We start from the raw sequence: 13,158 nt of genomic DNA, 5'->3' as shown, positions 1-13,158 counted from the left end.
GGGCGCCGCGCCCGTTCGGTTCCATTAATGTTGGCGCCCATGGACGTCCGGGTCGTCGATCACCCTCTGGCCGCGGCGCGGCTGACCACTCTGCGCGACGAGCGCACCGACAACGCCGGGTTCCGGGCGGCGCTGCGCGATCTGACGCTGATGCTGGTCTACGAGGCCACGCGCTCGCTGGCCAGCGAGGAGTTGCCGGTGCAGACCCCGGTCGCCGCGTGCACCGGCTCGCGTCTGTCGAACCCGCCACTGCTGGTTCCGGTGCTGCGGGCGGGCCTGGGCATGGTCGACCAGGCACACGCGCTGATTCCGGAGGCCCAGGTCGGCTTCGTCGGCATGGCGCGCGACGAGACGACTCACCAACCGACGCCGTATCTGGAGTCCCTACCGGCCGACCTGAGTGGCCGGCCGGTGATGGTGCTCGACCCGATGCTGGCCACCGGTGGGTCGTTGGCGTACACCCTGCAACTCCTGGTCGACCGCGGGGCCGACGACATCACCGCGGTGTGCGTGGTGTGTGCGCCGGAGGGAATTGTGTTGGTGGAGAAGGCGGTTCCGTCACTGCGACTGTTCACGGCCACCATCGATGCCGCGCTGAACGACGATGCCTACATCTTGCCGGGCCTGGGCGATGCGGGGGATCGGCAGTTCGGTCCGCGCTAGTGGACGATCGGCCCGGTCGGGGTCGGTAGCGGGGTTTGGCTCGGCCGGGGAACCGCATCGGGCAGATTCGGCTTGCCGGTGGAGTCGACGGACACCGTGCCGCCCCAGGCCATGAGAGCGCCGGTGTTGCAACCGCCTTCGATTCCGGTGGCGAAGACGCTCACCTGCATCGCACCTGCCGACATGTGGGCGTGCGGGCCCACGGCGGTCTGGCCAGGGCTGAGCCGGTAGCTGCTGCTGAGGGTGCCCGGAGTTCCTGCGGGGCTGACCGAGAAGCGCACCGAGATATCGGAACAGCCGTCGGCGGCATTGGTGAAGGACGGCTGCACCCAGTCGTCGGTCGGAAGGTCGAAGCGGAGCACCGCCGGCTGCCGGCAGTCCTGCACGGTGGCAGGCCGACAGTACGTCGAGATGTACTGCTCGGCGTGGACCGCGGCCGCCGGTGGGGCGAGAGCGATGCCCGCAGTACCGATTCCGCCGATCAGGACCGTCGCGGCGCCACCACAGCGCCGAGCGAGTGTGTTGTCCGACATGCCGACACCTCTTTCCTCCGATGAATCGAGGCTAAGTCGCACAGGAGCCCGCCGGATATAAGGGATCTCCCTACGGTTCGGCGTCAGGCCGGGGCCAGCAGGCCGGTGACCACGGCCTCGACGTCGCGTAGTTCGGCTGCGGCCGACGTCCGACCGGTCGCCAGATCGGCGGTCGGCGGCTTGCTGACCTCGATGTAGCACTTGATCTTTGGCTCGGTTCCCGACGGGCGCACCGCCACCCGCAGGCCACCGCCGGTGAAGACCAGGGCGTCGGTGCGCCGTTTTCCCCGCAGCTCGGCCAGGTCCTCGATCCGCACCGGGACACCGGCGATCTGGGCCGGCGGCTCGGCGCGCAGGCGGGCCATCACCGCGTCGGCGTCGGTGTGCACCGAGACCGCGCCGGTGACGTGGACGCCGAATTTCGTGGCCAGGGCGTCCAGCCGATCCTGCACCGACTGGCCCTGATGGCGAAGTGCCACAACCAGATCGCAGAACACCACGGCCGCGCTGATGCCGTCCTTGTCGCGCACGGCATCGGGGTCGACGCAGTGCCCGATGGCCTCTTCGTACGCGTACCGCAGCGTGGCACCAGGGATGTCCTGGTCGGCGCGCGCCAGCCATTTGAAGCCCGTCAGCGTTTCGACGTGGTGGGCCCCGTGGTCGGCGGCGATCTTCGCGAGCAGCTGCGACGAGACCAGTGAACTGGCGACGACGGTGGTCGCGGCTTCCTCGGGAGTCAGGTTCGACAGCAGATAATCGCCCAGCAGCCAACCGGTTTCGTTACCGGACAACAGGCGCCAGCCACTCGTGGTCGGGATGCCCACGGCGCAGCGGTCCGCGTCGGGGTCCAGGGCGATGGCGACTTCGGCGCCGGCCTCGGCGGCGAGGGCGAGCAGCAGGTCGGTGGCGCCGGGTTCCTCGGGGTTGGGGAACGCGACGGTGGGGAAGTCGGGATCGGGCTCGAATTGTGTTGCCACCGTCCGGATATCACTGATACCGGCGCGGTTCAGGACGTCGATCGCCAGCGCGCCACCGACACCGTGCATCGCGGTCAGCGCCACCCGGACCTCGCCTTGTGTCCGGCGTAGTGACCCGGCCCGGCGCGCGTACTGCTCGATGAGGGTTTCGTCGACGGGCGTGACGGGCTGCCGGGCGATGCCGGTCGGTGCCTGCCGCATGGCCGTTTCGATGTCCCGGTCGGTGGGTGGGACGATCTGGATGCCGCCGTCGAAGTACACCTTGTAGCCGTTATCGGCAGGGGGATTGTGCGAAGCGGTGATCTGTACGCCGGCAACGGCGTCGAGCTGCCGCACCGCGTAGGCCACGACCGGGGTCGGCGCGGGGTGGGGGAGAAGGATGACGGAAAACCCTTCGGCGGCAAAGATTTCCGCGGTCGCGGTGGCGAATTCGTCGGAGTGGTGCCGGGCGTCCCGGCCGACCACGACCGTCGACCCGCCCAGGCAACGGTCCTTGAGCACCTGCGCCACGGCCCACGTCGCGCGGCTGACGGTGGTGACGTTCATGGCGTCGAGGCCCTCACGCATGGGGCCACGCAGGCCCGCGGTGCCGAAGGTCAGGGGTGTGTGGTTCACGGGGCCATTGTGCTCGCAGTGGGCGGACGTATGCGGCGACGTTGGAAAGATGACGACGGGACTATCTACGAGTGGGACAGCCAGCACGGCAAGGTTGAGGTCTACAACAAGCGTGGCGTTCATCAAGGCGAGTTCGACCCGGGCACGGGTGCGCAGACAAAGCCAGCAGATCCCGGAAGGAAGGTGGAGCCGTAGTGCTTACGTGGTGGCTTCAGGGTTTTGACCGCACGACGGAGCGACTAGTGCAGGAGACGCATCTGACCCGTCTGACGGTGGCTGCGATTCGCGAGATCCTGCGGGTCGACGATGACATTCCTGTGGAGCCCTTTGACTTCGATATTCCGAACCTCGATGCGGTTCGATCACTGGCGGAGTATGCGGATCAGCCGATTGCAATCGATGAAGCGCTCATCTATCAGTTGGGTTGCTACGAGGGCTCATAGAAGTTTCGAAACGCCTGAATCGGCTTTCGTTGGGCGTTGCCTCCATCAAAGCTTGGTGTCGCTGTCTCACAACCGCGCCAACACCTCGCCCAGCAGCGTCCCCATCCGGGTCGCTGACTGGCGTCCGGCCTCCAGGACCTCGGCGTGGCTCAGCGGCTCACCGGTCATACCGGCCGCCAGGTTGGTCACCATCGAGATGCCCAGCACCTCGGCGCCGCCGGCGCGGGCCGCGATGGTCTCGTGCACGGTCGACATGCCGACCAGGTCGGCGCCCAGGGTGCGCAGCATCCGGATCTCGGCGGGTGTCTCGTAGTGCGGGCCGGGCAGCCCGGCATACACGCCTTCGGTCAGCGACGGGTCGACCGCGCGGGCCAGTGCCCGCAGCCGCGGCGAATAGGCGTCGACGAGATCGACGAACTGGGCGCCGACCAGAGGCGACCGCGCCGTCAGGTTCAGGTGGTCGCTGATCAGCACCGGCTGGCCCACCGAGTACTCCGCACGCAGGCCGCCGGCGGCATTGGTCAGCACCACGGTGCCCACACCGGCCGCGATGGCGGTGCGCACCGGGTGCACGACATGGCGCAGGTCGTGGCCCTCATAGGCATGGATGCGGCCCAGCAGGACCAGCACGTTGCGGCCGCCGACCTGCAGCGCGAGTGCCTGACCGCCATGACCCGACGCGGTCGGTGGGGTGAATCCGGGCAGGTCACCCATGGCGATGGTGGCTGACGGCTCGCCCAGCACGGCGGCGGCCGGGGCCCAGCCGGAACCGAGGACGACGGCCACGTCGAAGCCGGCGATTCCGGTGCGGTCACGGATGGCGGCGGCGGCCGCAGCGGCGGCGGAGTCAGGGGTGGCCTGCGGATCGGTCACGGCGTCCACCTTAGTTGCCAGCTGCGGCCGAACAGGCCGGTGCGATACTTCCATGATGCTGACGGGAGACGCCCTGCAGACGGTCACCGATGCCGTCGCGCGTCACCGTGCCGATTTGATCGAGCTGTCCCACTCGATCCACGCCGAACCGGAACTGGCTTTCGCGGAGCACCGCAGCTGCGCCAAGACCCAGGCGCTCGTGGCCGAGCGCGGCTTCCACGTCACCCCGGCCGCCGGCGGCCTGGATACCGCGTTCCGTGCCGACTACGGCAGCGGCGAGCTGGTGATCGGCGTCTGCGCCGAGTACGACGCGCTGCCCGGTATCGGACATGCGTGCGGGCACAACATCATTGCCGCGTCGGCGGTCGGCACGGCGCTGGCGCTGGCCGAGGTCGCCGACGAGATCGGCATCACCGTGGCATTGATCGGTACGCCCGCCGAAGAGGCCGGCGGCGGAAAAGCGTTGCTGCTGAAAGCCGGCGTATTCGACGACGTCGCGGCATCGGTGATGCTGCACCCCGGTCCGGTCGACATCGCGGGGGCGCGGTCCCTGGCGCTGTCCGAGGTGTCTGTGGCCTACCGCGGGCGCGAGTCGCACGCCGCCGTCGCGCCCTACCTGGGCATCAACGCCGCCGATGCGGTGACGGTCGCCCAGGTCGCGATCGGGCTTCTGCGTCAGCAGTTGACGCCCGGTCAGATGGTGCACGGCATCGTCACCGACGGCGGTCAGGCGCCGAATGTGATTCCGGCGCATACGGAATTGCTGTACACGATGCGGGCCACGGACTCCGCGTCACTCGACGAACTGGAAGTACGCATGTTCTCGTGCTTCGCGGCCGGCGCCTTGGCGGCGGGCTGCACGCACGAGGTGACGGAGGTGTCGCCGCGGTATGACGCGCTGACGCCCGATCCGTGGTTGACGACGGTGTTCCGCGCCGAGATGGAGCGTCTCGGCCGGACGCCGCTGCCGGTGGACCTGGAAGTGTCTGTGCCCCTTGGCAGTACCGACATGGGCAACGTCACGCAGGTGATGCCGGGAATCCACCCGGTCGTCGGGATCGAGGCCAATGGCGCGTCGATCCATCAGCCGGAGTTCACCGCGGCGGCGGCGGGGCCGAGTGCGGACAAGGCCGTCACCGAAGGCGCGATCATGTTGGCGCGCACGGTGGTTGCGCTGGCGCAGGCGCCTGACGAGCGGGCTCGGGTTTTGCAGAAGATGGCGGACCGGGCGGCGGTTCAGCGACAAGTGAAGGCAGGGCGCGGATGACCCTCTCGGACCACGCCGAGCGCTGGCTGGCCACGAACTACGACGACCTGGTCGGCTGGCGGCGGCATCTGCACGCCAACCCCGAGTTGGGCCGGCAGGAGTTCGAGACCACCAAGTTCGTTGCGACGCGGCTGGCCGAGGCCGGGTTGAACCCGAAGATTCTGCCCGGCGGTACCGGCCTGACGTGCGATTTCGGTCCCGAGGACCGGCCGCGGATCGCCCTGCGCGCCGACATGGATGCGCTGCCGATGGACGAGCGCACCGGCCTGCCGTTCGCCTCGACCGTGCCCAATGTGGCGCACGCCTGCGGACACGACGCGCACACCGCGGTGCTGCTCGGCACCGGGTTGGCTCTGGCGTCGGCGCCGACGCTGCCGGTCGGTGTGCGCCTGGTGTTCCAGGCCGCCGAGGAGCTGATGCCCGGCGGCGCGCTGGACGCCATCTCCGCGGGTGCACTGGCTGGTGTGTCGAGAATCTTTGCGCTGCACTGTGATCCGCGGCTCGAGGTCGGCAAGGTCGCCACCATTCCGGGTCCCATCACCTCGGCCGCCGATCAGATGGAGATCACCCTGCACTCGCCGGGCGGCCACACGTCGCGCCCGCACCTGACCGGTGATCTGGTCTACGCGCTCGGCTCGCTGATCACCGGGGTGCCCGGCATCTTGTCCCGCCGCGTCGATCCGCGGCACAGCACCGTCATGGTGTGGGGCGCGGTCAACGCCGGATTCGCGTCGAACGCCATCCCGCAGACGGGCACCCTGGCCGGGACCATCCGCACCGCCAGCCGTGATGCCTGGGTCGAGATGGAATCGATTGTCCGCGAGATCGTTTCGTCCCTGCTGGCGCCGCTCAACGTGGATCACACGGTGCTGTACCGCCGCGGCGTCCCGCCGGTGGTCAACGAGGAACTCTCGACGCGCATCATGACCCACGCCATCGAGGCGCTGGGCCCCGATGCCCTGGCCGACACCAAGCAATCCGGTGGCGGCGAAGACTTCTCGTGGTATCTCGAGGAGGTGCCGGGGGCCATGGCGCGCCTCGGCGTGTGGCCCGGCGTCGGCCCGCAGTTGGACCTGCACCAGCCGACCTTCGACCTCGACGAACGCGCCCTCGCCGTCGGCGTCCGGGTCCTCGTCAACATCATCGAACAGGCCGCCGCTTTTTAACCCGCGGGCGCGCGTGTCTGCTCCTAACCGCGAGCGGCCGTGTTTGTACGCCGACACGCCGTGTTTCGCGTGCATCTTGGGGCCGCTCACGCTCGCCGAGGGGCCGTGAACTGCGCACCTGATCCACGTGCCGCGAAATTCCACAGTTCGTGATTGATCCACAGATCGTCTGATGCGCCTTTCGGCCACAGCCGTGGAAGCAGAGCATCAACGACGTGGACGCCGACCTTCAAGCACTACTCGACCTCCAGCATGGAGTAGCTACCAGCGCTCAGATCCTGTCGAAGCTGTCCCGCAGGACATTTGACTCGTATCTGAAAACTGGTGCCCTCGAACGTATCTGGCAAGGGATCTACTCGCGGGGTGAACCCGACGACTGGACGCGGCTGCGCGGCCTGGACCTCTCGGCCGGCAAGCCGGTCCCGGTGTGTCTGGGGACGGCGGCGGCCCTCTACGGATTCGACACCGAGAATCCCAAGGACCTGCATGTGCTCAATCCCGCAGGTTCACATCTGCGGCACGCCGATGGACTGGTGATCCATCGCCGCGACGGCGCACCGATGGTTGTGGAGCAGGGCCGGCCCGCGACCGCGCCGGCGTGGACTGCGATCGAAGTGGCACGCTCGCTGCGAAGGCCACGTGTACTGGCGACGCTCGATGCTGCTCTGCGTTCCGGCACCTGCGACCGGGTGGAGCTGTCGCGAGCGGTGACCAGGCAGGCCGGACGTCGTGGAATCGTCATCGTGAGGGAGATGTTGCCGATCGCAGATCCGCGCGCGGAGTCGCCGATGGAGAGCGAGGCGCGCCTCGTGATGATCGACGGCGGCCTACCGATGCCCGAACTGCAATACGAGGTCATCGACGGCCGGGGAAAGCTGCGTCGGCTGGATTTCGCGTGGCCGCAGTACATGGTCGCCGCAGAGTACGACGGATTGGATTGGCACAGCGGACCGGACGCGATGTTGGCCGACCGCGAGCGCAGTTCGGCACTGATGGACGTCGGATGGACGGCGATCTCGATGGTGTTCGAGGACGTCCGCTACCGCCCGGACGACCTCGTCGCGCGCATCAACGCGAACTTCGGGCGCGCTCGCGCCGCCTGAGCGACCCCAAATTGCACGCGAAACACGGTGTGTCGCTGTACAAACACGGCCGCTCGCGGAAAGGAGGTTGCCGCTCGCGGGAAAGAAAAAGGGACTACGGCCCGATGTTGCGGGAGGGGCGGGTGCGGAGGTGGTGGACGTAGTCCGCGGGGGCGCCGGCGATCTCGGCGGCCTCGGCCATGACGCCGAGGTACCGCGCCGAGGGCAGCCCGCCTTCCCAGGCGTCGACGACGTACATCCAGGCCAGCACAGGGTCGGTCGAGGTGTCCGACGACACCCGGTGCACCCGGCAGCGGATCTTCTTGTGGATCCCCAGCTCGGAGCCTTCCCACCGATCCAGGCGTTCCTCGTCCTCGCGGGTCATGTCGTAGAGCACGACGAAGACCTTCGAGAGCGGATCCTCGACCAGCGTCGCCAGCGCGCCCTCCCAGCCGATGTCGGCGCCGGCGAACGTCAGTCGCCAGCCGTGCAGCCACCCCGTGGCCGCCATCGGAGAATGAGGCGCCCGCTGAAGCATCTGCTCCGGATGCATGTTCGATCCGTAAGCGGCGTAGAGCGGCACTCGGCAAGCCTACGGCTTGTTGTCCGGCGACCAACACCCAACTCGGGGTTAGATGTAGCCGTGGCTACCCGCATCGTGATCATCGGCGGCGGTCCCGCCGGATATGAGGCCGCCCTGGTCGCCGCCGGTTACGGCCGTGAGGCGACCGAGGTGACCGTCGTCGACCGCGACGGCATCGGCGGTGCCTGCGTGCTCTGGGACTGTGTGCCGTCCAAGACCTTCATCGCGTCGACGGGCGTGCGCACCGAGCTGCGCCGCGCCGACGGGCTGGGCTTCGACATCAAGATCGAGGACGCCAAGATCTCGTTGCCGCAGATCAACAACCGGGTCAAGACGCTGGCTCGCAGCCAGTCCGTCGACATCGGCGGGCAACTGCTGCGCGCCGGTGTCAACGTCGTGGCCGGCCGCGGCGAGCTCGTCGACAGCATCCCGGGAATGGCGCACCACCGGGTCAAGGTCACGACGCCCGACGGGCGGTCCGGCGTGCTGAAGGCCGACGTGGTGCTGATCGCGACCGGCGCCAGCCCCCGGGTCCTGCCCAACGCGGTGCCCGACGGCGAACGCATCCTGAACTGGCGGCAGCTGTACGACCTCACCGACCTGCCGGAGCACCTGGTCATCGTGGGCTCGGGCGTCACCGGCGCCGAGTTCTGCAACGCCTACACCGAACTGGGCGTCAAGGTCACGGTGGTGGCCAGCCGCGACCAGATCCTGCCGCACGAGGACTCCGACGCCGCCGCGGTGCTGGAGGAGGTGTTCTCCGAGCGCGGTGTGACGTTGGTCAAGAACGCGCGCGCCGATTCGGTGGTCCGGACCGAGACCGGCGTCAAGGTCAGCCTCGCCGACGGCCGCGTCGTGGAGGGCAGCCACGCGTTGATGAGTATCGGGTCGGTGCCCAACACCTCGGGCCTGGGGCTGGAGAAGGCCGGCATCGAACTCGGTCCGGGCAATTACCTGACGGTGGACCGGGTGTCGCGCACCAAGGCGCCGGGCATCTACGCCGCGGGCGACTGCACCGGCCTGCTGCCGCTGGCCTCGGTGGCCGCCATGCAGGGCCGCATCGCGATGTATCACGCACTGGGTGAAGGGGTTTCGCCGATCAGGCTGCGGACGGTCGCCGCCGCGGTGTTCACGCGCCCGGAGATCGCCGCGGTCGGCGTGCCGCAGTCCGCGATCGACGCCGGCACGGTGCCGGCCCGCACCCTGATGCTGCCGCTGAACACCAACGCGCGAGCCAAGATGTCGCTGCTCGAGCACGGTTTCGTGAAGATCTTCTGCCGCCCGGCCACCGGTGTGGTGATCGGCGGCGTCGTCGTCGCGCCGATCGCCTCCGAGCTGATCCTGCCGATCGCGCTGGCGGTGCAGAACCGGATCTCGGTGACCGATCTGGCGCAGACGCTGTCGGTCTACCCGTCGTTGTCGGGCTCGATCATCGAGACGGCCCGCCGGCTCATGGCTCACGACGATCTGGACTGACACGCGAACCGCGCCGACCACGTAGGCTCGGTCACGCAAGGCCTACCGACGAGTAACCACGAGGAGTTCCGCCGTGAGTGACCCGATTCCCGGTCCGGGCAATGGTCAGACCCTGCTGAGTCCCGCGCAGCGTGACACCGCATGGAACCGGTTGGGCTCCGAGCAGTTCGACGTCATCGTGATCGGCGGCGGTGTCGTCGGCGCCGGTGCGGCGCTCGACGCGGCGACGCGCGGCCTGAAGGTCGCCCTGGTCGAGGCTCGCGACTTCGCGTCCGGCACTTCCAGCCGCAGCAGCAAGATGTTCCACGGCGGCCTGCGCTACCTGGAGCAGCTCGAGTTCGGCCTGGTTCGTGAGGCGCTGCACGAACGCGAACTGTCCCTGACGACGCTGGCGCCGCATCTGGTGAAGCCGTTGCCGTTCCTGTTCCCGCTGACCAAACGGATCTGGGAGCGCCCCTACATCGCCGCCGGCATCTTCCTGTACGACCAGCTCGGCGGAGCCAAGTCGGTGCCGGCGCAGAAGCACCTGCTCAAGGCCGGGGCGCTGCGGCTGGCACCCGGGCTCAAGCGCAGTTCGCTGATCGGCGCGATCCGCTACTACGACACCGTCGTCGACGACGCCCGGCACACGATGACCGTCGCCCGCACCGCGGCGCACTACGGCGCCGTTGTCCGCACCTCGACGCAGGTGGTGGCGCTGCTGCGCGAGGGCGACCGCGTCACGGGCGTGCGGGTCCGTGACTCGGAGACCGGTGCGGTGACCGAGGTGTGCGGCCACGTGGTGGTCAACGCCACCGGCGTGTGGACCGACGAGATTCAGGCGCTGTCGAAGCAGCGCGGGCGGTTCCGGGTCCGCGCCTCCAAGGGCGTGCACATCGTCGTCCCGCGGGACCGCATCGTCAGTGAGGTGGCGATCATCCTGCGTACCGAGAAGTCGGTGCTGTTCGTCATCCCGTGGGGGACGCACTGGATCATCGGCACGACCGACACCGACTGGAACCTGGACCTGGCGCACCCGGCGGCGACCAAGGCCGACATCGACTACATCCTCGGACACGTCAATAAGGTGCTGGCGACACCGCTCAACCACGACGACATCGACGGCGTCTACGCGGGTCTGCGCCCGCTGCTGGCCGGTGAGAGCGAGGAGACCTCGAAGCTGTCCCGCGAGCACGCGGTCGCGGTGCCGGCCCCGGGCCTGGTGGCCATCGCCGGCGGCAAGTACACCACCTACCGGGTGATGGGCGAGGACGCCATCGACGCGGCCAGTGAGTTCGTGCCGACGCGGGTGGCGCCGTCGATCACCGAGAAGGTGCCGCTGCTGGGTGCCGACGGCTACTTCGCGCTGATCAACCAGACCGAACACGTGGGCCAGCACTATGGTCTGCACCCCTACCGGGTGCGGCACCTGCTGGACCGTTACGGCTCGTTGATCGGTGAGGTGCTGGACATGGCGGCCGACCGGCCTGACCTCTTAGAGCCCATCACCGAGGCGCCGGTGTACCTGAAGGTCGAGGCCTGGTACGCGGCCGCGGCCGAGGGCGCACTGCACCTCGAGGACATCCTGGCGCGCCGCATGCGGATCTCCATCGAGTACCAGCACCGCGGCGTCGACTGCGCCCGTGAGGTCGCGGAAGTTGTTGCGCCCGTGCTGGGTTGGAGTGCCGAGGACGTCGACCGCGAGGTCGCCACCTACCTGGCGCGTGTCGAGGCCGAGGTGCTGTCGCAGACGCAGCCCGACGACGAATCGGCCGACGCGCTGCGCGCGGCGGCTCCCGAGGCCCGGTCCGAGATCCTCGAGCCGGTGCCGCTCGATTGAGCCTGCCCGTCCGTCCCGGATACGAGGGGATCGGGCCCGCCCGGCTACGGGTGCACGGTGGGCCGGTGCTGGCTGAGCTGCGGTCCCGGTTCGGCGACGAGGCGGCCGCCAAAGTGCTTGCCGGCGAGGTGCTTTGCGCCGACGGGTCGGTCGTCTCCGACACCACGGAGCTACCGGCCGGCGCGTTCATCTACTGGTACCGGGACCTGCCCGACGAGGTCGTCGTCCCGTTCGACGTGCCGGTGCTGTACCGCGACGACAACATCGTCGTGGTCGACAAGCCGCACTTCCTGGCGACCATGCCGCGCGGTGGGCACGTGGTGCAGACAGCGCTGGTGCGGCTGCGCCGGGCCTTGGGACTATGGGAACTCTCACCGGCACATCGGCTGGACCGGCTGACGGCCGGTGTCCTGGTGTTCACCGCACGGCGCGAGGTCCGCGGGGCGTATCAGACGATGTTCGCCTCGGGTGAGGTGTCCAAGACGTATCTGGCCCGATCGTCGGCCGGGACGCCGGCCGGGCCCGTCGAGCTGCGGAACCGAATTGTGAAGCGGCGCGGGTCTTTACAGGCCGTCATCGAGCCCGGCGACATCAACGCGGTGACTTTCGTCGAGCCGCTGGGGGACGGGCTGTTCCGGCTGACGCCGGCCACCGGCCGCACCCACCAGTTGCGCGTGCACATGAACTCGCTCGGGCTGCCCATCGACGGTGATCCGTTGTACCCCACGGTGCTCGAGGTTCCTGTCGGCGACTTCTCCACGCCGCTGCAGTTGTTGGCCCACCGGCTCGCATTTGTCGACCCGGTGACCGGAGAGCAGCGGGAGTTCGTCAGTGAGCGGACGTTGGCGAACCGGCCCGAATAACCCCTGTGTTCTACTGCTAGCCATGGACCGCACCACATTTGACCGCCTGTTCGACATGACCGACCGCACCGTCATCCTGACCGGCGGGACGCGCGGTATCGGCCTCGCGATGGCCGAGGGGTTCGCGCTGGCCGGTGCCAATCTCGTGGTCGCCAGCCGTAAGCCCGACGCGTGCGAGGCTGCGGCCGAGCACCTGCGCGGTCTGGGTGGCAAGGCGATCGGCGTGCCCGTGAACATGGGCAACCTCGACGATCTCGACCGGCTGGTCGAGGCCACCGTCGCGGAGTTCGGCGGCATCGACGTGCTCGTGAACAACGCGGCCAACGCGCTCGCCCAGCCGCTGGGGGAGATGACGCCCGAGGCGTGGGCCAAGTCGTACGACTCCAACCTGCGTGGGCCGGTGTTTCTGGTGCAGAAAGCGTTGCCGCACTTGAAGACGAGCCCGGCTGCCGCGGTCCTGAACATGTCGTCGGTCGGCGCCTTCCAGTTCGCGCCGTTCGTGTCGATGTACGCCGCGGGCAAGGCGGCGCTGCTGTCGTTCACCCGCTCGATGGCGGCCGCCTACGCGGCCGACGGCATCCGGGTCAACGCCATCGCGCCCGGCCCCGTCGACACCGACATGGTGCGCAACAACCCGCAGGAGGCCATCGACGCGATGGCGTCGAACACGCTGCTGAAGCGGCTGGCCAGCCCTGACGAAATGGTGGGCACGGCGCTGCTGTTGTGTTCGGGCGCAGGCAGTTACATCACCGGACAGGTCGTCATCGTCGACGGCGGCGGGACGCCGCGGTAGCTGTC

Annotated in this window: 14 protein-coding genes; 10 read left to right on the top strand and 4 right to left on the bottom strand. The window is 68.8% G+C overall.

Features of this window, described 5'->3' with window-relative positions; all coding sequences use genetic code 11:
* The first annotated feature begins 39 nt into the window (after positions 1-39).
* Positions 40-663, top strand: a complete 624-nt coding sequence (gene upp, locus ACJH6I_RS06085) for a uracil phosphoribosyltransferase (RefSeq protein WP_318986380.1) — start codon at positions 40-42, stop codon at positions 661-663.
* Here the strand turns inward: upp and ACJH6I_RS06080 are convergent.
* Together ACJH6I_RS06080 and ACJH6I_RS06075 are read right to left on the bottom strand one after the other, a co-directional pair.
* A complete protein-coding gene (locus ACJH6I_RS06080) occupies positions 660-1,196 on the bottom strand; it encodes a hypothetical protein (protein WP_318986381.1) in 537 nt (178 codons plus the stop codon). The two genes, upp and ACJH6I_RS06080, sit on opposite strands and share 4 nt — an antisense overlap.
* Before the next feature lie 83 nt (positions 1,197-1,279).
* Positions 1,280-2,839, bottom strand: a complete 1,560-nt coding sequence (locus ACJH6I_RS06075; protein ID WP_406783852.1) for a phospho-sugar mutase — start codon at positions 2,837-2,839, stop codon at positions 1,280-1,282.
* Here ACJH6I_RS06075 and ACJH6I_RS06070 point away from each other — a divergent pair.
* The gene (locus tag ACJH6I_RS06070) at positions 2,819-2,983 is read left to right on the top strand and encodes a colicin E3/pyocin S6 family cytotoxin (RefSeq protein WP_406783838.1); all 165 of its coding nucleotides are present in this window, start codon (positions 2,819-2,821) and stop codon (positions 2,981-2,983) included. The two genes, ACJH6I_RS06075 and ACJH6I_RS06070, sit on opposite strands and share 21 nt — an antisense overlap.
* A gap of 47 nt (positions 2,984-3,030) precedes the next feature.
* Positions 3,031-3,231, top strand: coding sequence for a hypothetical protein (locus tag ACJH6I_RS06065; protein WP_318986382.1), 201 nt, complete (start codon positions 3,031-3,033; stop codon positions 3,229-3,231).
* Positions 3,232-3,297: 66 nt separating this feature from the next.
* Here the strand turns inward: ACJH6I_RS06065 and ACJH6I_RS06060 are convergent, their stop codons facing one another.
* Complete coding sequence (locus ACJH6I_RS06060; RefSeq protein WP_318986383.1) at positions 3,298-4,158, bottom strand: purine-nucleoside phosphorylase; 861 nt, start codon at positions 4,156-4,158, stop codon at positions 3,298-3,300.
* A gap of 1 nt (position 4,159) precedes the next feature.
* Here ACJH6I_RS06060 and ACJH6I_RS06055 point away from each other — a divergent pair, with 1 nt between their 5' ends.
* The 3 genes from ACJH6I_RS06055 to ACJH6I_RS06045 all read left to right on the top strand — a co-directional run bounded on the left by ACJH6I_RS06055 (position 4,160) and on the right by ACJH6I_RS06045 (position 7,640).
* Complete coding sequence (locus tag ACJH6I_RS06055) at positions 4,160-5,371, top strand: M20 family metallopeptidase (RefSeq protein WP_318986447.1); 1,212 nt, start codon at positions 4,160-4,162, stop codon at positions 5,369-5,371.
* Positions 5,368-6,537: a M20 family metallopeptidase gene (locus ACJH6I_RS06050; protein WP_318986384.1), complete on the top strand. Its 1,170-nt coding sequence runs from the start codon at positions 5,368-5,370 to the stop codon at positions 6,535-6,537. The genes ACJH6I_RS06055 and ACJH6I_RS06050 overlap by 4 nt, the downstream gene beginning before the upstream one ends.
* Positions 6,538-6,752: 215 nt before the next feature.
* Complete coding sequence (locus ACJH6I_RS06045) at positions 6,753-7,640, top strand: hypothetical protein (RefSeq protein WP_318986385.1); 888 nt, start codon at positions 6,753-6,755, stop codon at positions 7,638-7,640.
* 94 nt (positions 7,641-7,734) lie between these two features.
* On the opposite strand, the gene ACJH6I_RS06040 is transcribed toward ACJH6I_RS06045, so the two are convergent.
* Entirely contained in the window at positions 7,735-8,202 is a 468-nt protein-coding gene (locus ACJH6I_RS06040; protein ID WP_267318214.1) for a gamma-glutamylcyclotransferase, read from the bottom strand.
* A 60-nt stretch (positions 8,203-8,262) separates the two neighbouring features.
* On the opposite strand from ACJH6I_RS06040, the gene ACJH6I_RS06035 reads away from it, so the two are divergent.
* From ACJH6I_RS06035 to ACJH6I_RS06020, 4 genes are all read left to right on the top strand, one after another.
* Positions 8,263-9,678: an NAD(P)H-quinone dehydrogenase gene (locus tag ACJH6I_RS06035; RefSeq protein ID WP_318986386.1), complete on the top strand. Its 1,416-nt coding sequence runs from the start codon at positions 8,263-8,265 to the stop codon at positions 9,676-9,678.
* 73 nt (positions 9,679-9,751) lie between these two features.
* A complete protein-coding gene (locus ACJH6I_RS06030) occupies positions 9,752-11,497 on the top strand; it encodes a glycerol-3-phosphate dehydrogenase/oxidase (RefSeq protein ID WP_318986387.1) in 1,746 nt (581 codons plus the stop codon).
* Positions 11,498-11,499: 2 nt separating this feature from the next.
* Complete coding sequence (locus tag ACJH6I_RS06025; RefSeq protein WP_406783851.1) at positions 11,500-12,360, top strand: pseudouridine synthase; 861 nt, start codon at positions 11,500-11,502, stop codon at positions 12,358-12,360.
* Between the two features lie 22 nt (positions 12,361-12,382).
* Positions 12,383-13,153, top strand: a complete 771-nt coding sequence (locus tag ACJH6I_RS06020; RefSeq protein WP_318986448.1) for an SDR family oxidoreductase — start codon at positions 12,383-12,385, stop codon at positions 13,151-13,153.
* Positions 13,154-13,158: the final 5 nt, after the last annotated feature.

This window comes from Mycobacterium sp. SMC-13, from assembly GCF_045311035.1.
Classification (GTDB): domain Bacteria; phylum Actinomycetota; class Actinomycetes; order Mycobacteriales; family Mycobacteriaceae; genus Mycobacterium.
The sequence above is the reverse complement of the archived record's forward strand: the minus strand, read 5'-3'. Positions and strand labels throughout refer to the sequence as shown.